The 21,429-nt window shown below is 38.4% G+C and carries 19 protein-coding genes; 7 read left to right on the top strand and 12 right to left on the bottom strand.

Annotation, left to right across the window (positions count from 1 at the left end; all coding sequences use genetic code 11):
- Window positions 1-80 precede the first annotated feature (80 nt).
- Together F6K18_RS16070 and F6K18_RS16065 are read left to right on the top strand one after the other, a co-directional pair.
- Entirely contained in the window at window positions 81-2,381 is a 2,301-nt protein-coding gene (locus tag F6K18_RS16070; protein ID WP_287522170.1) for an arylsulfatase, read from the top strand.
- 318 nt (window positions 2,382-2,699) lie between these two features.
- Complete coding sequence (locus tag F6K18_RS16065) at window positions 2,700-3,722, top strand: formylglycine-generating enzyme family protein (RefSeq protein WP_287522169.1); 1,023 nt, start codon at window positions 2,700-2,702, stop codon at window positions 3,720-3,722.
- Between the two features lie 782 nt (window positions 3,723-4,504).
- On the opposite strand, the gene F6K18_RS16060 is transcribed toward F6K18_RS16065, so the two are convergent.
- From F6K18_RS16060 to F6K18_RS16045, 4 genes are all read right to left on the bottom strand, one after another.
- Window positions 4,505-6,127 (bottom strand): DEAD/DEAH box helicase, encoded by a 1,623-nt coding sequence (locus F6K18_RS16060; protein ID WP_287522167.1) that lies wholly within the window; start codon window positions 6,125-6,127, stop codon window positions 4,505-4,507.
- Between the two features lie 52 nt (window positions 6,128-6,179).
- On the bottom strand, window positions 6,180-6,854 hold the full coding sequence (locus F6K18_RS16055; protein WP_287522190.1) for a Bpu10I family restriction endonuclease: 675 nt from the start codon (window positions 6,852-6,854) through the stop codon (window positions 6,180-6,182).
- A gap of 3 nt (window positions 6,855-6,857) precedes the next feature.
- Window positions 6,858-7,181 carry a hypothetical protein gene (locus tag F6K18_RS16050; RefSeq protein WP_287522166.1) on the bottom strand — a complete coding sequence of 108 codons (324 nt, stop codon included), beginning with the start codon at window positions 7,179-7,181 and terminating at the stop codon, window positions 6,858-6,860.
- A gap of 257 nt (window positions 7,182-7,438) precedes the next feature.
- Window positions 7,439-8,215, bottom strand: coding sequence for a hypothetical protein (locus tag F6K18_RS16045; RefSeq protein WP_287522164.1), 777 nt, complete (start codon window positions 8,213-8,215; stop codon window positions 7,439-7,441).
- 46 nt (window positions 8,216-8,261) lie between these two features.
- On the opposite strand from F6K18_RS16045, the gene F6K18_RS16040 reads away from it, so the two are divergent.
- Window positions 8,262-8,741 (top strand): TerB family tellurite resistance protein, encoded by a 480-nt coding sequence (locus F6K18_RS16040; RefSeq protein ID WP_287522162.1) that lies wholly within the window; start codon window positions 8,262-8,264, stop codon window positions 8,739-8,741.
- A 409-nt stretch (window positions 8,742-9,150) separates the two neighbouring features.
- On the opposite strand, the gene F6K18_RS16035 is transcribed toward F6K18_RS16040, so the two are convergent.
- Window positions 9,151-10,557 carry a carotenoid oxygenase family protein gene (locus F6K18_RS16035; RefSeq protein WP_287522160.1) on the bottom strand — a complete coding sequence of 469 codons (1,407 nt, stop codon included), beginning with the start codon at window positions 10,555-10,557 and terminating at the stop codon, window positions 9,151-9,153.
- 492 nt (window positions 10,558-11,049) lie between these two features.
- On the opposite strand from F6K18_RS16035, the gene F6K18_RS16030 reads away from it, so the two are divergent.
- The gene (locus F6K18_RS16030; RefSeq protein ID WP_287522159.1) at window positions 11,050-11,406 is read left to right on the top strand and encodes an SH3 domain-containing protein; all 357 of its coding nucleotides are present in this window, start codon (window positions 11,050-11,052) and stop codon (window positions 11,404-11,406) included.
- A gap of 33 nt (window positions 11,407-11,439) precedes the next feature.
- Here the strand turns inward: F6K18_RS16030 and F6K18_RS16025 are convergent, their stop codons facing one another.
- Window positions 11,440-12,492, bottom strand: a complete 1,053-nt coding sequence (locus F6K18_RS16025) for a folate-binding protein (RefSeq protein WP_287522158.1) — start codon at window positions 12,490-12,492, stop codon at window positions 11,440-11,442.
- A 456-nt stretch (window positions 12,493-12,948) separates the two neighbouring features.
- Entirely contained in the window at window positions 12,949-13,332 is a 384-nt protein-coding gene (locus F6K18_RS16020; protein WP_287522156.1) for a hypothetical protein, read from the bottom strand.
- A gap of 595 nt (window positions 13,333-13,927) precedes the next feature.
- Here F6K18_RS16020 and trpS point away from each other — a divergent pair.
- Window positions 13,928-14,935 carry a tryptophan--tRNA ligase gene (trpS, locus tag F6K18_RS16015; protein WP_287522155.1) on the top strand — a complete coding sequence of 336 codons (1,008 nt, stop codon included), beginning with the start codon at window positions 13,928-13,930 and terminating at the stop codon, window positions 14,933-14,935.
- Between the two features lie 424 nt (window positions 14,936-15,359).
- The gene (locus tag F6K18_RS16010) at window positions 15,360-16,244 is read left to right on the top strand and encodes a methylenetetrahydrofolate reductase (RefSeq protein WP_287522153.1); all 885 of its coding nucleotides are present in this window, start codon (window positions 15,360-15,362) and stop codon (window positions 16,242-16,244) included.
- Window positions 16,245-16,629: 385 nt separating this feature from the next.
- Here F6K18_RS16010 and F6K18_RS16005 read toward each other — a convergent pair whose 3' ends face one another.
- From F6K18_RS16005 to F6K18_RS15995, 3 genes are all read right to left on the bottom strand, one after another.
- On the bottom strand, window positions 16,630-17,037 hold the full coding sequence (locus F6K18_RS16005) for a DUF2358 domain-containing protein (protein ID WP_287522151.1): 408 nt from the start codon (window positions 17,035-17,037) through the stop codon (window positions 16,630-16,632).
- Window positions 17,038-17,404: 367 nt separating this feature from the next.
- A complete protein-coding gene (gene lpxD, locus F6K18_RS16000) occupies window positions 17,405-18,457 on the bottom strand; it encodes a UDP-3-O-(3-hydroxymyristoyl)glucosamine N-acyltransferase (protein ID WP_287522150.1) in 1,053 nt (350 codons plus the stop codon).
- Between the two features lie 248 nt (window positions 18,458-18,705).
- Complete coding sequence (locus tag F6K18_RS15995) at window positions 18,706-19,023, bottom strand: YkvA family protein (protein WP_124147795.1); 318 nt, start codon at window positions 19,021-19,023, stop codon at window positions 18,706-18,708.
- A 231-nt stretch (window positions 19,024-19,254) separates the two neighbouring features.
- Between F6K18_RS15995 and F6K18_RS15990 the strand changes: the two genes are divergently transcribed.
- Window positions 19,255-19,440: a hypothetical protein gene (locus tag F6K18_RS15990; protein ID WP_287522149.1), complete on the top strand. Its 186-nt coding sequence runs from the start codon at window positions 19,255-19,257 to the stop codon at window positions 19,438-19,440.
- Window positions 19,441-19,610: 170 nt separating this feature from the next.
- Here F6K18_RS15990 and F6K18_RS15985 read toward each other — a convergent pair whose 3' ends face one another.
- Both F6K18_RS15985 and F6K18_RS15980 read right to left on the bottom strand, forming a co-directional pair.
- Entirely contained in the window at window positions 19,611-20,501 is an 891-nt protein-coding gene (locus tag F6K18_RS15985) for an alpha/beta hydrolase (RefSeq protein WP_287522148.1), read from the bottom strand.
- Between the two features lie 178 nt (window positions 20,502-20,679).
- On the bottom strand, window positions 20,680-21,396 hold the full coding sequence (locus F6K18_RS15980) for a phosphoribosylanthranilate isomerase (RefSeq protein ID WP_287522147.1): 717 nt from the start codon (window positions 21,394-21,396) through the stop codon (window positions 20,680-20,682).
- Window positions 21,397-21,429 lie beyond the last annotated feature (33 nt).

Here is a 21,429-nt window from a genome sequence, read left to right as displayed (position 1 = left end):
AGACTGCTAATGGCACCGCCTTACCCTTTCCTCCTGTGCCTTCCGCGAGTACCGCCAATGAGACCCTACAAGACTCCGAGATGAACCGACGGGAAGAACCGAACTATCTACCCGCCGATGCCCCAAATATCTTGATTATCCTCCTGGATGATGTGGGATTTGGGCAAGCTGAAGCCTTTGGGGGGGAAATTCACGCCCCCACCATTAAACGGCTCTGGGAGGAAGGAATTGCCTACAACACCTTCCATACTACTTCCATCTGTTCTCCCACTCGTGCTGCCCTCTTGACCGGACGCAATCACCAACGAGTTCACTCCGGCACCATTACAGAACGGGCACTGGATTGGGATGGTTACCTCGGTGTCATTCCTGAAACGACAGCGACACTGCCAGCAGTATTGCGGGAATATGGTTACAAGACTGCCGCCTTTGGGAAATGGCATAACACCCCTGCCACTGAAACCACCAAAATGGGACCTTTCGATCGCTGGCCTACTGGCTATGGCTTTGACTATTTCTATGGCTTTCTGGCCGGAGAAACCTCCCAATATGAGCCACGCCTGTTTGAAAACACCACCGCGATCGAACCTCCCCACGAGTTCCCGGATGGAAGTCCATATCATTTAAGTGAAGACATGGCGAATCAGGCTATTACCTGGCTGCGCCAACGCCAAGCGTATACTCCTGACAAGCCCTTCTTTCTCTACTGGGCTCCCGGTGCTGCCCACGGTCCCCATCACATCTTCAGCGAGTTAGCCGATGAATATGACGGTCAGTTTGACGATGGTTGGGATGCCTTGCGTGCCCGCACCTTTGAGAACCAGAAAGCATTAGATTGGTTGCCCCTGGCTGCTGATGCCGTGGATACCCCACGCCCTGAAGGGATGACTGCTTGGGCTGACATTACAGACGAGGATGAACAGGAGTTCCAAATTCGCTTGATGGAGCTTTACGCTGCCTTTGTAGAAGATGTAGATACCCAAGCTGGCAAGATCGTTAAAGAACTTGATGAGGAAGGTATCCGCAACAACACTCTAATCTTTTACATTTGGGGTGACAACGGTGCGAGTGCTGAAGGCCAAAATGGCAGCATCAGCGAACTGCTCGCCCAGAACCAGATTCCTAATACCGTAGATGAACAACTCCAAGCTCTCAGCGACCAATTTGGTACCGAAGAAGATTCCTCGGGTCTGTCTGCTTTAGGAACTGCAAAAACGGACAATATGTACAATGCAGCTTGGGCCTGGGCTGGAGATGCACCGTTCCGCTATACCAAGCTAATTGCCTCCCACTTCGGCGGCACTCGTAATCCCTTGGTGATTTCTTGGCCTGATGGGATTGACCACGATTACGCCCCCCGTTCCCAGTTCCATCACGTCAACGACATCGCCCCTACTATTTACGATATTCTCGACATTACTCCACCGGAAGAGTTCTATGGGTTTATCCAGGAGCCGCTTGATGGCACCAGCATGACCTATACCTTTGACGATCCCACGACACCAGGTCAAAAGCAGATCCAGTATTTTGAGAATAACGGCAGTCGTGGTATCTATTTCGATGGCTGGTATGCCTGCACGTTTGGTCCTCTGATCCCCTGGGATCTCAACTCTGGCGTTGATCTGGAAAACTGGGATTCTCGCGACGATGTGTGGGAATTATACGACCTGACGACGGACTTTATGCAGCAGAACGATCTTGCAGACCAAAAGCCAGAGATTCTGGAGATGATGAAGCAACTATTTTTAGAAGAAGCAGAAGCAAATAAGGTCTTTCCCATTGGCGGCGGTCTCTGGACTCGCATTAATCCCGAAGATCGGGTCGAAACTCCTTATACGAGTTGGACTTTTGATACTAGCACAACTCGGATGCCTGAGTTTACTGCACCAGGTCTTGGTCGCGAAAGCAATACGGTGACGATCGATGTCGAGCTCAAGGGCAACGATAATGGGGTTATCTATGCCCTCGGCGGTTCCGGTGGCGGCTTGACCTTTTTCATGGAGGACGGAAAGCTGAAGTACGAATACAACATGATGTTGTTGGATCGCTACAAGGCTGAAACCGAAGAAGCGATCGCAGTCGGTTCTCATGAGATTCAAGTAGAAACCACTTTCACCAGTCTGGAACCCCTTGCTCCAGCGAATGTGGTGATTCGGGTCGATGGAACTGAAGTTGCTAGTACCACGGTTGAGCGCACGGTGCCTGGTGCTTTTAGCGCCAGTGAGACCTTCGATGTGGGAACGGATTTGGGTTCTCCCGTGTCGCTGGATTATGCCGATAACGCACCCTTCCCTTTCACTGGTAAGATTAACACGGTGAAAGTGGGTCTTGAAGATTCAACACTTCACTTTTTACCTTTATTCTCGCCTTCCTTCGACTAGATATTCATAGAAGAGTATTGATAGTCGGTGAACTGTAGCATATTCCTGCTGGAATAGTATGCCAGTAATTTAAGTTTTCTCAATGATCGTGGCTAAGAGGTTGTTTTAGAAGTCATCGATCTCCCTAAATCCCCCTTAATAAGGGGGACTTGACTTTGTATTTCCCCGCTTTTCAAGCAGGAGGGGATCTAAATCAAAATTCATACTTTTCAAACATCCTCTAAGGTAAGCCACGATCCTCTTTCTCTCATATCAAATAAATGAAGTTTCTCTGTTCAAAGCTATTCTCTACCTCAGAAAAAGGATTTTGTAACTCAAATGATCAATAATTCTCAAAATTATATTCAAAAACTCCTAATTGTTCTCAGTATTTTTATTCTGACTGTTACTATTTTTAGTCCGAGTGCATTTGCCGTTACCTCTTCAACTTGTCCCTCAAATATGGAATTCATTCCGGGAGGAGATTTCAAAATGGGGTCGGACAAACCAGAATTTATTGAAGAACTACCTGTTGAAGATGTTAGTGTCAGTTCATTTTGCATTGACTCCCACGAAATTACCAACGCCGAATTTACCAAATTTGTTGAAGATACGGGTTACGTTACCATCGCCGAACGTCCTCTATCAAAATCACAATTTCCTGACTTACCCGATGAACAGCGATCGCCTGGTTCTCTCGTTTTTGAACCTCCCGCAGAAGGCATTCAACAAGTGGCTTATCTGAGTTGGTGGCATTGGGTTGTGGGGGCAAACTGGCAACATCCCTACGGCCCCGATAGCGATATTAGGGGGAAAGAAAACTATCCCGTTGTTCATATTGCCTACGAAGATGCCTTAGCTTACGCCAAGTGGGCAGGAAAACAACTTCCCACGGAAGCTCAATGGGAATACGCTGCCAGAGGTGGTTTAAAAGAATCTACTTATACCTGGGGTAAAGAATATTCCGCCAAAAAAGCCAACACCTGGCAAGGATTTTTTCCCTTTGTAAATACCAAAGGGGATGGCTATTTGGGAACTGCTCCCGTTGGTTCGTTCAAGGCAAATGGTTACGGTTTGTATGACATGACGGGTAACGTTTGGGAATGGACTGCCGACTGGTATCGGGTTGAACGAAAGGATATGGCTCATAGCGTTAACCCAGAAGGTCCCAAGCAAGCCGAAAGTTTTGACCCCAAAAAACCTGGTGAGGGTGCGGTACACGTTATTAAGGGTGGTTCACACCTCTGTGCGCCCAACTATTGCAGTCGATACCGTCCGGCTGCACGGGAGTCTCAGTCACCGGATACGGGAACTACTCACATTGGTTTTCGTCTTGTCAAAAATTTGGTGTTAATGAATTAGGGCTTGCTGATTAAATCTAAAAGTATTTACAGATAAAGGTTTTAGCCTTTTTTTGACCTTTAAAAAGTGCCTGGTTTTCAGCTCTTCACACTCAAACAGTTAGTATTTTAGGCTCATAGTTGGGCAGAAAGTCTTGGGACAAAACTTAGCTCCTACCTCCTCGCTCATTCCCATGTCTCCCCTCCTGGGAGGGGCGCGCGGGTGGGTTGTCTCCTGTCTTCCCCTCCTGGGAGGGGTTGGGGGTGGGTTGTCTCCTGTCTCCTACCCTCACCCATAAGACTTTTTCAGCAAACCCGAATTAGTATATGATATTACAGCAGTTTTGGAGTTGATGAGGTACAAAATTTTAGGACTTTAGGGAGTAGGCAGTAGGCAGTAGACAGTAGGGAAAAAAAGATTAATTTTCAAACTGTACCTCACACTTCCTAAAAAGTGCTGTAATCTTCATTACAGAAAAATTTGGGTCTAATACCAATTTGAAAAAAGAATGTTACGAATAATAAGTGCGATCAAAAGATTTTGCAGGAAATTTCTCTTTGACGAAAAAGAGAATTTACGACCTAAAAATTGGTATTGAAGCAATTCCTATACGACTCCTGACTCCTGACTCCTGACTCCTGACTCCTAAGAAATAGCCTAACTATTTGTAGCAAACATTTATCAAATTGGTATAAAGCCTCCCCTTTTAAGGGGATAAAAAAGGGAATATTTCAGATTTCAAGCCTCCTTATTGCAGAGGTACTGATAACTGATAACTGAAATGACCTATTTCCTCTAAATAATCAGAAAAACTCATCAATATTAATATCATCATCAGAATTTTCTGAAGATTTTTTATCCTCTTTTATTTTTGATTTATTTTCCAAATTATTTTCATCATTTTTTCCATTGCTTCCCCATTTTGCACCTGCTTCAGCAGCACGTTTAGCAGCATAATTATTAACTCCATAAATTGGTTCTGGTTTCACAATTTCTAACGGCTTAATTTCCGGTTTAGCCTCTTCTTGTTCTTGATATTTAGGAGATTTTTTCGGTCTAATTTTACCTCTACGTCTGCGAGAAGTTTGTTCTTCACTGGTATTTTCCGTCACAACTTCATACAAAATTGCTAACTTATTTTTATCGCTACCTCGACGTAAAACTCGACCCAATCTTTGAATATATTCTCGTTCACTTCCAGTACCAGATAAAATAATTGCTACCCTCGCATCTGGCACATCAACACCTTCATTTAAAACATGAGAAGCAACAAGAGTTTTATATTCCCCAGTTCTAAATTTACTTAAAACTTCATGTCTTTCTTTCACAGGAGTTTGGTGAGTAATTGCCGGAATTAAAAACTCATGGGAAATCCGATAAACTGTTGTATTATCAGCCGTAAAAATTAAAGTCCGTTCGGGAAAATGTTGAGCCAATAAATTAGCAAGAGTTCGTAATTTTCCATCTGTACCAAGAGCAATTTCTTTAGCTTGACGATGAGCTAACATTGCTCGACGTCCAGCCTTGGAACGGGCACTTGCTATAACAAAATTTTTCCAACCATTTAACCCACCTAACTTAATATTTGCCTGCTTTAAAAAGTCATTTCTAACTGTCATTAACTTGTTATATTCTTCCCGCTCCTGTGCAGAAAGTTTAACCATTATTTGCACAATTTTATGGTCAGCTAAAGCAGCACCTGCCAATTCTTCAGGAGTCTTGCTAAAAACCGTAGGTCCAATTAAATAATCTAGGTCAGAATGACGACCATCAGAACGGCTAGGAGTTGCGGTGAGACCGAGACGATAAGGAGCGATCGCGTATTCGGCAATTACCCGATAAAAATCAGTAGGTAAGTGGTGACATTCATCAAAAACTAATAGAGCATATTTATTGCCGATCGCCTCAGCATGAATAGTCGCACTATCGTAAGTCGCTACTAAAATTGGTGTTTTGTCGCGAGACCCCCCACCCAGTAACCCCACCTCCACATCTGGAAAAGCTGCATTCAAATGCGCATACCACTGGTGCATCAAATCTAGGGTGGGTACTACTACCAGGGTACTGCGGGGAGTGGCCTGCATTGCCAGTTGTGCCAAATATGTTTTACCCGAAGCAGTAGGGAGAATCACAACTCCATTTCTGCCTGACTGTTTCCAAGCTTTCAATGCTGCCTCTTGGTGCGGATAGGGAGGCATTTCCAAACTAGGGATAAGTTCGAGAGGTGCAAATTCTTTAGCTTTGTCAACAAAATCGATTTTTGCTGCTTTTAATGACTCTACTAAAGGGCGATAATCTATTGCCCGAACCCGAAATTTTTCCACCCGGTCATCCCAAGTTGCATAGTCTACCCATGCTTTACCTTGAGGTGGAGGATGAAGAATGAGAGTGCCGCGATCGAATTTGATAGTTGGTGTTCGGTACATTATTTCATTTCACTGATTTACAGCAGTTTTCAAGTTGATGAGGTACAAAGTTTTATTGCTCTAGGGAACAGGGAACAGGGAACAGGGAATAGGAAATATAAGAACAGTTCCACAAGTGTACCTCACTATCCTCAAAAGTGCTGTAAAAATAACCTTGATTTAGAACTTTATTTATAGATGGATTACTATTATCAATCAATATTTGAATTTTATCAATCATCCTTTGAAAAACATCAGGATAATATTTTGAAGCATCTAAAAATTCTGCATATTCTTGTCTATGAATATGTCTTGCCTCCGGTGTTTTATGTTCTTGTCTAATATTAGGAGAAAGACGCTTTGATTTACGCACTATTAAAACATCATCAAGCTGAGTTGATACAATAGAAATTGGTGTCATATCTAGAAATTCACAAATCAAAAAGTATAGGGAACAAGGAACAGCTATTTTTAAGTCTCTGCTAGTGGCAACTGCTTCTTGAAACATCGTTTTATCTAAATTTGTTTTGCATTCTGCACATACATAACCAATATGAGATTCGATTAGTTTGTCATCTTGAAAATTTGGCTCTAAAGATGTTTTTAAGTATAGCTTTTTGCCTAAAATAAAATCTTGATTCTTAGACCTAATAGATGGTTGACCACCAAGACCAGGATGACCCAAAGACGACAAAAAACTCAGCCCAGAAAATGTATTTCTCGGACCTAACTCAAAAGAATCATCTATTCCTCACAAGCTTCGGAATACAAGTTGAGGTAAAAACTCTTCCAAAATTGTATTGTCTAATTTTAATTGCCCTTTCTGTCTGTAAAGAAAATTTTCTGAGCTATCAAATATTAAATCTAATTCAATAAAACGTTTGTATTTATTTGTAGCTGCCACTAACTTTTCTACAGTATCAGTTTTGCCACCCTCGACTAATTTTAATTCATTTATCCACTGATGATATTTCTTGACAGCTTCCTCTAATCCATCTCTGTCAGCATCAGGTAAGCGAGGATTATTTAGACAAGCTATTAACTTTGAATAATGTAGTTGAGGCAGTTCAGGCATAATTTTATTTGGCGATAATTTACTGTTTTATAAGTTTATAAATAATTGATTTTCGATATTTTTATACCATTTTGATAACTGTTTATTACAAATAGTAGAAGTAATAAAGAAGGAAGAAGGAAGAAGGAAGAAGAAGGAAATTTTGAAAAAAAAGGTAAAAACGATAGAATTAACTATCTAAAATCCACAAGAGTCACTATTTTTAAGCATATCCGATCGAGTGGCACTTTTCATAGCATTCTTTTTTCAAATTGGTATTAAATATCTGGAGAGAAATTTAATTTTGGTGTTCTCTCTAAATATGGAACTTTTCGGATAGCATTTTCTAATGACTTATAATTTTGGCTTGAAACTACGGATATACCATTTTTTAAAGCATTCATCGCAATTTCTCTTGCTACAGCATCTATAGATTCTATTGTTAATTCTGGTTTTAAATTGTAGAAGTTAATTAAATCTTCTCTAATAATTTTCCCAAACTTATTTTTAAATGTGCGCTTTTGCCTTAAAACTTTCCTATATAAACCAGACTCAATAGCAATCTTCTCAATAATATTGGCATTATCAAAAGGAACTCCAAGTACATTTGATTCATAGCCAACAACAAAAACAAGACGTGCATCTTTTTTACATACTCTGGAAAGCTCTTTTAAAGTGTCTGCTATATCTAGACAATACTGAACTACAGTATAAAAACGATTTCCTCTATTTGCCCTGTTAGAACCAATCTCTGATTTTGCTATTTTGAGCAAATCCCATCCTAAAATTTCCGCAGATTTTCTATAGTTTTGATGATAATTAAAGACATTAATATAAGGTGGTGAAGTAACAACAAAATCTATTTTATTATCTGAAATAGGGAGGAATATGGCATCAGATAAATAAGCTTTTATCATTTTGTTTGAGTTGGGTAAATTTTCAATCATTTTTACTAACTCATAAAATTTCCTTTGAATCAACTCATTAGTAATGTTAGATTTTGCTCCATTGTAATAATTTTTTACATTCTCAAAAATTAATATTTTCCATGACATTGTATGATTTTGGTGGAAGTAAAAATTAAAAATGGAGCATTAAATTATGTCTGACATGGAACAGGATGCTAAGTTGTGGTTGCATGGTGAAACCTATGGCTTCAAGAGTGTCCCACCAACCAAAGATCATGAAACAATTATCAAATCAGTTCTTATTTGTGCCAAAGCAGATGGGGTACTAGCGCCAGAAGAAAGAAATTGGATTGTTGGTCGTGCTGCTGCACTCGGTAGTAATGGATATGAATTAGCTAAAACTTACCCAGCAGATGAAGATGTAATTGATGTTTTAAATCAAGCATCTGCTGTAAATAATGCTGGTCGTCGTACAGTTATTTATCTTGCTATTAAGACTTGTAGCGCTGATGGAGAATTACACCCGGATGAAATGGCTAAAATTTACCAAATAGCAGAAAAACTAGGGTTGGAAAAAGAAGTTGTTGATTCTCTCAAGGAAATTTGTGCTGAGGAAGCACAGGTGCGAGAAAAACGCATAGGTCTGTTGTTCCCTGATGGCGCTCCTTACTAAACTGGATTGTTAGTTATTGAACCTAGAGTTTCCCGTCTCAACTGATCTGATCTAGAATCCGGTTGAATAGTTGTCCGGAGCGAACGATAGTGTTTGCGGAGCAGTCCGTTAAGATAGCAATCTCCTAAACCGTTGAGATTGCTTCCTTCCACTCCGTTCCAGTCGCAATCACTTCGCTGTAGTAATTAGCCGGATTTGATCTGAGAATGGGAAACCTTAAGTTTGCGTTGGGTTGCCCTGTCATATTAAATCCGGTAGCATCGGTATAAAAAAGCATAGAAACCGGCTTTGTATTAAATGTCCTACATAGTGATATATGTCTCCCAAAAACCCGGTTTCTTATAACCTCCAAAGCAAGTAAATTTGATATGACTTTTCATATTCCGAGCAACACCCAAGCTACTAATACTTAACTCAACTGCGCTTCTGTCACCCAAGCAGCATGAAAACCATAAGGCACTCGCTGCGGAATAATCACTCGCGCTACAGTTTCCCCACTCACATCCTGAGCACTCACTACTACCAACTCAGAAGTATGAGTATTTTCATCATAAACATAAGTCATCAACCAACCATCATCTTCGCTACTAGCATTGAGTCGAGGTGCAAACACTGCCTCACCACCATAACGTCCCTTACCAAACTCGTATGTTTCCGACTTCCCTGTATCCAAGTCATATTTAATCAAACCATTAAACACAGGAGGAAATTCTCCTGTTTCCATTCTTGCTGAATAACCATACCGCGTCTTTCGCCCTAAAAATTCTTCATTAACACGGGGAAACTCAGAAGGTACATCATCTAGCTTTTCCTCTTTTACCGCTCCAGTTTTCAGGTTAAACCGCCAACTATGTAAATAAGGAGTATCTCCATCAGGGAGACGATCGCTATCATTAGTCACAAACACATTAGTAGAGTTCATCCGACAAGCAAACAATACAACCTCATCCCCTTCTTCATAAGCATTGAGAGTATGCCAAACAAAACAAGCTGGAGTTTCAAACCAACGCACCTCTCCACTATCGCCGTATCGGGGAATAATTCCGAAGCGACTGGGTGTCTCTGACTCAAACATTAGTGGAAATTGACCTTTTTCTATTCTTTCTGGGCGAAAAGTCATCGGTAAATCGAAAAATATACTATAGTTTTCCGTAATAGCAAAGTCGTGCATCATTACTCCTACAGGCAAATCTATAGGTATGGTGCGCAGCAGTTCTCCATTTGCCGAAACAACGCTATATTGTAAAAAAGGAGGTTGAGCTACTGAGTAACCGAAAAACATCATTTCTCCTGTTACCGCATCAACTTTAGGATGGGCAGTAAAAGGAGATTGAAGTTTGCTGTTAAAAGTCTGTTTGCCAATAGTCTCTAACTCAGGTAGTTTAATATGGTAGGGTGCACCCCCACCACCTTCCCACAGAGCATAAAAATGATTGGCATGGTAGACGAGAGCAGTATTAGCTGTATTTGTATCTGTACCGTAGGGATTATCTGGTTGGGATGGTCCTAATAATCCTGGCCATACTGCTTTACCTTCCTGGTTTTCTACCTGGAATTTATTGGTGCGTACATAACGGTTGCAGTAGGATGCTTTACCGTCTTTTATTCTGACTCCATGGAGCATTCCGTCACCATCAAACCAGTGATATTCACTGATCGGTTTAAATTGTGGGTTGGGGCCATTACGCACAAACATTCCTGAGAGATCCGGAGGTAGTTCCCCAATAACTTTGAGGTTGTCGGCGGTTGTTTCTTCTCTAACGGGTGCGAAATTATTGGTTAAGAAAGGATTAAGGGTAGGAGTTGTTGCAGTCATAAATTTTTAATAATGTTTAACTTATTTTATAACAATTGGGAAAAAGTTGGTTATCAGTTATTAGGGTGTTTGTAGGTGTCAGAAGAAAATATTTTTAGAGATAAATATCTTGCTTCATTTCCTCTGCTCAATATGATTGTATTATTTTTGAGGATTATTTTTGCCTTTAACCACCCTAAAAAGCCTTACCTATCAGTAATTTTACTGGATTAATTTTTTTTAGATCGCCAGTAATATTTCTGATCTTATGTATAATCTCTGTTGTCAATCATAAATATAATGATTTAAACTGTATTAGCGTACAAAAAAAACTTAAATAATCTAGGATTTGACTATGGCCAAAAACAATAAATCGCCTAAAAAAAATACTACTAATTCTGGATACAAAGACTATAAAAATTTAATCAATTTCCTCTACATATCCAAAAGCTAAAACGGGATGTTCCAGAAGCACATTATCAAGAATTACGTCAGAATTATCAAAGTTTATCAATGAAAAGTTTAATAACTTTATTATCAATATTTTTGATAAGTTTAAACACTGAATCTGGTTTAGCACAAAATCCAGAGTATCAATATCAAATAGAAGTTGAGATGAATACTATTTGTAGCTTGATTAACGACAACAATGTTAATATTCGTCAAAGACCTGATGCCAGTTCGCCTATAATAACTCAACTTAATCGTGAAGACCGTGTAAGAGCTATTAGACGAACTGGAAATTGGATTCATATAGTAGCTCTAGATTCTGGTCAATCTCCTAAACCCTACACTCCTCTTGAAGGATATGTTTTTAATAAGTATATTAATGGGTGTTCAAAAGAGCGATTCGATCGCTGGAGAAAATAGTATAGTTGTCAGATTGTTTGTGCAATAAATCTCTTAACTATCAATATCTTGATGTGTCAGAAAAGGTACTTCTACTACTTCTCCTTCGACATTTCCTACTTGCACTTTTAAACCTACTCCCCCTGCTTTTGTTTTGATATAAACTAAACCAAAATAATCCTCATTAGTAGTTTCCGTACAACTTGTCAGTTTCCCAACTTTTTCATCTCCAACTTTCACAACATTTCCTAATTCTGCCATCCCATTTAAACGGATTCCCCAAAGTCGTTGTTTCACACCTTTATATGTGTTTAAACGAGCAATAGTTTCTTGACCAATGTAGCAACCTTTCTCAAAAGAAATAGTATTCCATAAACCAGCTTCGAGAGGGTTATAGTCATCTGTAAGTTCATAGTCTGGTGCTGGACGACCTTGTTCTATTCTTAATTGTTGCCACAGGCGATCGCCCATAGGTACTGCTCCTGTTTCTGTTAATATTTGCCAAACTTTAGCAGCATTGTTTACAGGAACTATCAAAGTGCATCCCTCTGTTGCCAACCCACTACCAACAGTAAAGCGAACTTCTACATCCTTTAGACTTATTAACTGGTGACTAGCGTGGGGTGCATCTGGAGGAGTTATCCCTGATAATTTGGCGATCGAGTTTTTGCTTTCTGGTCCCATGAGACTAAATATGGCGTATTCGCTACTAATATCTTTCACTGCCACCCGGTCCATCGGGAACAGATAACGGTCAAACCACTCTATTAACTGTTGACAGCGGGTAGGGGAGACTAACAACAAGACCGCATCTTCTGTTACATAAGCTGTTGCTAAGTCAATAGTGCGAGCGGTAGGTGTAACAAAAACTGTCTCACAACCTTCACCTGGTTTGAGAATATTGAAATTATTCGTACTTTGGTTATGTAGAAACCGGAGACGGTCATCGTCAGAAATGTTTATTAGTCCCCAATGAGAGCGGTCGCATAGAGCTACTCCCTGTTTTATTGCTTCTATTGCTTGAGTATTATTACCAAAGCTAACTGGAATTGAGTCTTGAAAAGTTGCACCATTAGATGTTTGAATATTCTGTAATTCTTGGTTCATAATTCTACTTTATTCTGTTATTTTTACTTAATAGACATAGGCGTGAAAAAGATATAGACTTTTTGTCAAAGTAGGGAATAGGGAATAGGTATGGAGGGAACAGGGAAGATGTTTTTAGGAAAAAACACGGAAAATGATTTTTTGAGTTATTACACTCTAGTTTATAGCAAATAAAGGGCAAGTTGATTTTCTGGAGATGTCTAATACAAATAGTTATTTTGTTCTGAGAAAATGGGCGTTGGTGATTTGAGGTATGATATCTGTCCGGATCAGAGCACGATAAAACTCCGTTCCGCTTACGCAACCAAAAAACTTTCTCCTTATACTCTTCTTTCTTCCCTCCTGACTCCTGACTCGGTTCTCCCCCTCCCAGGAGGGGGAGAACCGAGGGGTGGGTTGACTCCTAAGTAATGCGCGATTATCATACACGCGCTTCAGCAACACCAGAAAATGTATCTATACTGTTGGCAAATCAGCCATCATATTCTCTACCACTCTTAGAGCTTTTTCGTCAAGATGCTCCCAATTAACATTTCCTTCATCGTTGAGTAAGCTAGTATCGACTTCAACTTCTACTATTTGGTCAGAACTATGAGTAAAATGATAATTACTAAAACAAACTTGATAGCAAAGTTCCCAGATATCAATACTAACTTTTTGGTCTTGATATTCTAAATCTAATCTATACCCTGGAATTGGTGTTTCTACTTCTTGATAATCTCCTTGCCAAACAGAATTATCTAGTTTTTTGCGAATATGATCTAATAATCTGATGAAAGCAGGTTGCATTAGTAGTTCAGCTTGTCTCCAGGCAGTAATGTTATTAATTTTCGGCTTCATTTAATTTCATTCAGAAACATTAGACTTCTTGCAGAAGTCAGGGAATAGGGAATAGGGAATAGGGAATAGGGGATAGGGGATAGGGAATAGGCAATTGTTTATTTCATATCTTGAATTGGTTTAATTAAAACTTTTGCAAGAGGTCTATTCATTAATATAATATTTATTGGGAATAATTATTCACATTTTGTCAATATCAGGACTTACCCATGAGGCACGAAAAACTAGGACTTGAGATTGCTTTCCGTTCCGGAATGCTCCGCAAACCCTATCAGTCGCTTCGGACGGAAATAGGTTGAGGTGCGTAAGTCTTAAATATTCTATTATTGTTGACAACTAAGTGACATTAACCATTGTAAACTTTTGTCTTGCTTGAAAAGAAAAATGCCGAGTTGTTTGATGATACCAATTCCCTGGAAGAAGGTAGTAGGTTATAGAAGGATGAAGGAGACAGCAATCATATAAACTTTTCCATCAATACTATACTATCTCACTTTTGACTTTTGACTTTTGACTTTTGACTTGATTCAACTGGGTACTCAATTATGTTATTGTTAATTATTAATTAACATTTAATGGCTAAAGTTAAAAAGTAATGGTTAAACAGCGCGTACTCTCTGGAGTTCAACCAACTGGAAACCTTCATATTGGAAATTATTTAGGTGCTATTCGCAACTGGGTAGAGGGTCAAAAAGAATATGATAATTTCTTCTGTGTAGTAGACTTACACGCTATTACGGTACCACACAATCCAGCTACACTAACTACAGATACTTACACTATTGCAGCCTTATATTTGGCTTGTGGTATAGACCTGGATTATTCTACCATATTTGTACAATCTCATATTCCAGCTCATAGTGAATTGACATGGTTACTGAACTGTATTACTCCACTGAATTGGTTGACAGATATGATCCAATTTAAGGAGAAAGCAGTTAAGCAAGGAGAAAATGTTGGGACAGGTTTATTAGATTATCCAGTTTTGATGGCTGCAGATATTTTACTTTATGATGCAGATAAAGTTCCTGTGGGAGAAGACCAAAAACAACACTTGGAACTTACCCGCGATATTGCAGTTAGATTTAATCATCAGTTTGGTAAGAAGGAAAAGATACTAAAATTACCAGACCCTTTGATTAGAAAAGAGGGTGCGCGGGTAATGAGTTTGGCAGATGGTACTAGCAAAATGTCTAAATCTGACCCTTCAGAATTGAGTAGAATTAGTTTATTAGACCCACCGGATGTAATTACAAAAAAAATTAAACGTTGCAAAACAGACCCAGTTAAGGGTTTAGAGTTTGATAATCCTGAACGACCTGAATGCAATAATTTATTAACCCTTTATAGATTATTTTCAGACAAAACAAAACAAGAAGTAGCAGTAGAATGTCAGGATATGGGATGGGGACAATTTAAACCTTTATTAACTGAAGCAACTATTGAAGCTTTGAAACCAATTCAAACAAAATATAAAGAAGTAATGGACGATAAAGGTTATTTAGAATCTGTTTTATCCGAAGGTAGACAAAAAGCAGGAGGAGTTGCTAATCAAACTTTAGCAAAAGTCAAAGCAGCTTTAGGTTATTCTGTGCCAATTTAATAGAAATAGTTATAGCAGGGAACAGGGAACAGGGAACAGGGAACAGGGAACAGTTGGGAAAACATTTCCTAGTCTAAGATTTATTATCCGCATAAGTCCTAACCAATTCTTTCTTAGCTATATGTAGTTAACTACTCAGATCAAGCTCAAATTAGTAACTTATTCATTTTTATCGAGCGCAATTACCCTCAACTGAAATTAAGTGGATTAACTTATTGTAAAAGTTATTTTAAATTTGGATAATTATGTGTAAGTACAAGGCGAAATTATAATTTGTTAATGAGCAAAAAAAATGATATTTGCTGTACAATTGAATATTCTGAAGTTTCCGTCGTTAATCAAAGTAAATAGTAGTTAGTTAAAAAAGATTTTTATTTAATCTATCGAATAGCCTGAAAAAAATTAACAAATAAGTAATAAATAAATGAATAGATTTCGCAATGCAGTAAAATCGGGAGAATTTTTAGTAACTGCTGAAGTAGCACCACCAAAAGGAGCTAACCCCGCTCACATGATTGAAATGGCCTCAACACTTAAAGGTAGAGTTCATGCTGTTAATGTAACAGATGGCAGTCGTGCTGTGTTGAGAATGTCTTCATTGGCAGCCTCAATTATCTTGAAAAATAATGGCATAGATCCAATATGTCAAGTAGCTTGTCGCGATCGCAACCGTATTGGGTTACAAGCGGATCTAATGGGAGCTTCAGCATTAGGACTTCATAATATTTTAGCTCTTACTGGCGACCCTGTAAAGGCAGGCGATCATAAAGATGCTAGGAGTGTGTTTGATATGGAGTCAGTACGTCTATTAAAAATGATTGCTAAGTTAAACCAAGGCATGGACTGGAATGAGAAAGCTCTACCGGATGGAGCTACAGATTTATTTGTAGGTGCTGCGGTAGACCCTCAGTCCCCAAGTTGGTCTGGATTAAAAAAACGATTTGAGCGGAAATTATTAGCAGGGTGTCAATTTTTTCAAAGTCAATTAATTTCTGATTTTGATAAGTTAGAAAAGTTTATGAATCAAATTGCAGTTGAGAGTAATAAGCCAATTTTAGCTGGAATATTTTTACTAAAGTCTGCTAAAAATGCTGCTTTTATTAATAAGTATGTACCTGGAGTTGATATACCAGAACATATTATTAATCGTTTGGCAAAAGCTGAAAAACCTTTAGAGGAAGGAATGAAAATTGCTGCGGAACAAGTACAAATTGCTAGTAAGATTTGTCACGGAGTTCATTTGATGGCAATTAAGCGAGAAGATTTAATTCCCAGAATATTAGATATGGCTGAAATTTCTCCTATTTAAGGAAGAAGGAAGAAGGAAGAAGGAAGGAAGAAGAAAGGACTGAAAAATATGGCGTTTTCATAGAAGAAGGAAGAAGGAAGGACTAAAAAATATGGTGTTGTCTGAGTTTTAAGCTTTTAATACAGTAGATTCCATCAAGGGTGAGGTAGACTCATAGCGGGCAAGATGCCCGCACTTGTTTGTACCAGGTCTGTAGAAACGAAGCTACAACATTCGCTATTGCCATAATACAGAGCTTTTCAAATTGATGAGCCACATTGTCACAACAAAAATCCTGTAGGGGCGTTAGCGGAGCTTTGCGCCAGCAAATGGCCATTCGCCCCTAATGTGGTCTACCCAAATGAAAACCGCTGTAAACCTGATAACTGATAACTGATAACTGAATTTAACCCCTGTGAAAAAACTGCTTTAATATTTCAGTAGGTTTTCTATCCCAAGTATCAATATGCTCATAAATTAATCCATCTTGATTCAATTTATAAGTAGAATAACCATTAAAAAAAATTCTAGCTTGCCAAGGAACTCTTAATATTCCACGCACAGTCCAATTTGCCAAAATTATATTTTCTTCTGTTTGCTGAACATCGTGTAAATCAAAATAGAGTTCTGTGAAAAATAACCGACCGTGAAAGCGCAAAGTCCAAAAAATAATTCGATAATTAAACTTCCACTTAAACGTATTAACTGGGTCTTTAAAAAAAATATCCTTAGTATAAATATCGTAGGAAATATCCTTTTCAAATAGAGTAGGTAAATCCAACTTTAGGGTATTAATAACTTGTTCAACTTTCACTCTAATTTTCCTCAGAAAAAATTGATATATCTAGACTAGAGTTTACTTAATCTACTTAAAAAATAGTCAGCGTAAGTTGAAATAGCAGTTTGATCTTTTCTTTTACGGGTTTAATACCCTACTATCCATGGGGGTGCTTAAAATTGCTTAGAGTGATCAGACAGGGAGTGGCCGATCGTTGACTATCCCCATATAATTTTCCCTTCTGCCTTCTAAGTTCGTTACCATCCATTGGGATGCTTAAAATTGCTTAGGGTGATCAGACAGGGAGTGGCCGATCGTTGACTATCCCCATATAATTTTCCCTTCTGCCTTCTGCCTTCTGCCTTCTGCCTTCTGACTTCTGAGTTCGTTAATGTATCCCAATTTACTTAGAACTAATATTCAACATTCGCTTAATCTGTTTCACATATTGATAAATTTCAGGCAAACGTTTATAAATAGCAGACGCTTTCAAATAAATCTTATAAGGAACAGCAGGACTACTAGAAACAATTTCTCCAGCAGCAACATCATTATGAACACCTGCTTGAGCAGTAGCGATCGCTCCATCTCCAATTTTTGCCTGATTAGCAATACCCACTTGACCTGCCAAAATCACATGATCACCAAGTTTCACCCCACCAGCTAAACCAACCTGAGCTGCCAAAGCACAGTTTTTCCCTATTTGACAACCATGACCAACCTGCACCAAATTATCCAACTTCGTATTTTTGCCAATTCTAGTTTCTCCCACTGCAGGGCGATCGATAGTAGTATTCCCACCAACTTCAACCCCATCCTCCAAAACTACTCTGCCAGACTGTTCCATTTTAAACCAACCCTCTTGAGTCGGCACAAAACCAAAACCTTCTCCACCAATAACCGCTCCACTATGAATCACACAACTATTCCCAATTTGACTACGTTCGTGAATCGAACAGTTGGCGTGTAAAACAGAATTATCTCCTATTTCTACATCTGGATAAATTACCACATTTGGATAAATAGAAACATTATCCCCAATTTTTACCCCCGCATCAACCACAACATGAGCGCCAAGATAAACATTTTTTCCTATTTCCGCTGTTGAGTGAATAACAGCAGTGCCATGAATTTCTCGAATAGGTTGAAAAGGTTGATAAAAAAGAGCGATCGCCTTGGCAAATAATAATCTCGGTTCTTTTCCTGCTACCCACTCAATACCACGTTCGCTTGCCTGGGTTTGCAGAGTCTCATCCATTGGCAAAATCAAAGCACTAGCATTTGTCGTGCCTAAGTAACTGGCAAATTTTGCTCCTTCTATATAACTAAGAGTACCTACTACTGCTTCATCCACTGGGGCCACACCTGTAATATCTGGGGCCACACCATTATTTTTTTCTAGACTACTAGCGATCGCCTCACAACCAAGTTTATTTACAAGTTCCCTAAATTTCATAATTTTCCACTGGTAGCAAATACCATTGAACTAATACCATTTTCTCGCAAAAAAATAAACCCAAGTCCATCGTTTTTCATCAACTGGAGATTTGGGTTATAGCGCTACGCGCTAGGGAATAGGGAATAGTAAACTGTTAAAGGGTTTTCGGTGCGGAATCCGTCAGGAAACAGGGTTTAGAAATGTCAAACACCTTAATGCATAGTGCTATAAATATTCTTATCAAGACAAAATAATCGAAATCCAATTTATTTGATAGACACAGCATCTACATCAACTGTGGTATCAGTAGTAGTTGAGTCTTTATCATTAATATCAGGTGCAACTGCCACATCTTTACCCCGACGTAACTTCATATATTCAACTACCATCTGAGAAACTTCTGCTACCAAGAGAGTTACAATAGCAACATCATCAATTTGTCCGACAACTGGGATAAAATCTGGAGAGATGTCAAAAGGACTCAATACATAAGCCAATGTTCCAGCAATAATCCACCAACGATATTTAGGATTACGGATAGTATTACGATACCAAGTATATAGAGATTGAATGGAAAAACTCATTTAATTATCCTTAAACTTAAAACTTACTTACATTTTTAATCATGGCAGAATTTTAAGCAGTATGGCAGTGTCAGTATCCACCATAGTTTTTACAGAAATTTCTACACTTAAAATTAGGGAATTTTGTGATTGGAGTTTGTAGTTAACCTACTGAGAAAGAAATGCTTTAGGCTAAACTGTCAATTTTTTTTTCCGAGTTCTTCTGGTTTATAGTTTATTGTATTTTTTAATTTGGCTTTATCTAAGCCAAAAAAATGTAAGCATTTCCTACGGAATGCTGCGCAAACAGTTAGAACGCAGTCAGCTTTTAGCTGTTTCTTGAAGAAGGAGACAGGAGACAGGAGACAAGAGACAGGAGACAGGAGGAAAATTACATGGGGATTCGCTCCCCCAAGTAATTTTGAACACTCCAGTTGACGGTGGGGTATTAAACCCACAAAGAAAATGATAAATAATGAATATACACTGCTCAGGTCAAGGTTAGTTTTTTTCCAATACTTTGAATTCTCTTTAAATCTCTCAATACTAACTCCTACTATAAAGGCAATGAATTAATAGCTGATAGCTGATAGCTGACCGCTAAATGCTTACAAAAAATTTGTCACTCTTTGTAAATAATTTTCCCGGTCTTCTAGCATAGGAAAATGAGCTGTATTTGGCATAATAGTTAATTCTATTTTTTCATTTAATTCTGCTGCTTGCCTACCCATTTCTGCGGGAATAATTTGGTCATATTCGCCAGCTACTAATAAAGTAGGTACTGTAAATTTTTTAAATTGTTCTGGTAACCATTCTGTAGCTTCTTTACTTACGGAAGTTAAAACTGTGCCATAGGCAGCATCAAAATCTGCTAATAAAAAATCTTCTAAAAATGTACGACTAATACTATCTGGCAGAGACTTATATAAAAATCTTGCCATAAATATGCGACTCATAAATGGAATTTGTACTAGCCATTTGGGGCGAAACATGACTACATAACGACTAAATTTATGAAAGGTTGTAAATGTTTTTTCATCATATTCAAAAATACCGCTACAAGTTAAGATTGCTTTTTCTACTCTCTCTGGATACATATTCAAAAATAAGGCAGCAATAGAACCTCCCATAGAATGAGCATTAATATAAACTTTCTCTAAATTTAAAGCATCAAGTAAAATTGCTAAATCTTCTGCATAGCCTACTAATTCATATTTTTCTGTAGGATTTTTTGATGATTTTAAAATAGTTTTTTCTTCAGTAGTAGAAGCTTGAGGTAAACATGAACGTCCAAATCCTCGTAAGTCATAAATTAAACAATCAAACTGACTAGAAAGCTCCTTAGCTGTACTTTCCCAATATCTACCAGAACCTCCCCATCCGTGAAGAAATACCATTACTGGTTTTGATTTTTCTGTGGAATTTGATGTCTTTATCCACTCATAGTAATGTTCAACGCCATTAACATTAATATAAGAAGTTTTTTCTGTTGTTTTCACATTAACTAGCTCCTGCTTCCTGATTAAAATTTTTAATTTAGTTTTTAATTTAGTTAGAGATTATATCGAACTCTGTACTAAATTACAGCACTTTTTAGGATAGTGAGGTACAGTTTTAAAATTAATCTTTTTTTCCCTACTCCCTACTCCCTACTCCCTACTCCCTACTCCCTACTCCCTACTCCCTACTCCCTAAAGTCCTAAGATTTTGTACCTCATCAACTCCAAAACTACTGTAATAAATCTGACTAAAAAATTGAGATAGTTTCATTTCATCTAATTTATTATTTGTTCTGACACCAGTGCAAATATCTAAACCAAAAGGAGAAACTTGTTTAATTGCTGCCGTGACATTTTCTGAGTTTAAACCACCTGCTAAATATACAGGCACATCTACTAATTCCCGGATTTTCTTACTAAGATCCCAATTATGAACTTTACCTGTACCTCCTAATTGTTTAATTGGTAGATATTTATTGCCAGAATCTAATAATATTGCATCTACTAATGGAGAAACTTCAACAGCTTCTTTTACCGATTCTTCTCCTGTAACATGAATAACTTGTACAAGAGCAATTCCAGGCATAGCATCTCGCAAGTCTTGATATTTTCCTAATGTAAGATAGTCACATATTTGAATTGTATTTACCTGACACCGACGCTGTTGTTCAATAACTGATTTTACATCCTGTTTACTGGTTAATAAAAAAGTAGATACACCTGGTGGAACTATGGCATAAATTTCTGCTATTAATTCCTCAGAAATCACTCCTAGTCCAGAAGGCATGGCAGAAACTAAACCTAAAGCTGAAGCTCCATAAATAATTGCCATTTTTGCTTCTTCAATACTGCTAATACAGTAAATTTTTACTCGCGGTTTTGTTGTTTGTTTCATCTAAAAAAACTAGGTCATTTCAGTTATCAGTTA

It is taken from the genome of Okeania sp. SIO2C2, from assembly GCF_010692625.1.
Lineage (GTDB): Bacteria > Cyanobacteriota > Cyanobacteriia > Cyanobacteriales > Microcoleaceae > Okeania > Okeania hirsuta.
This window is presented reverse-complemented; position numbering and strand designations above follow the sequence as displayed.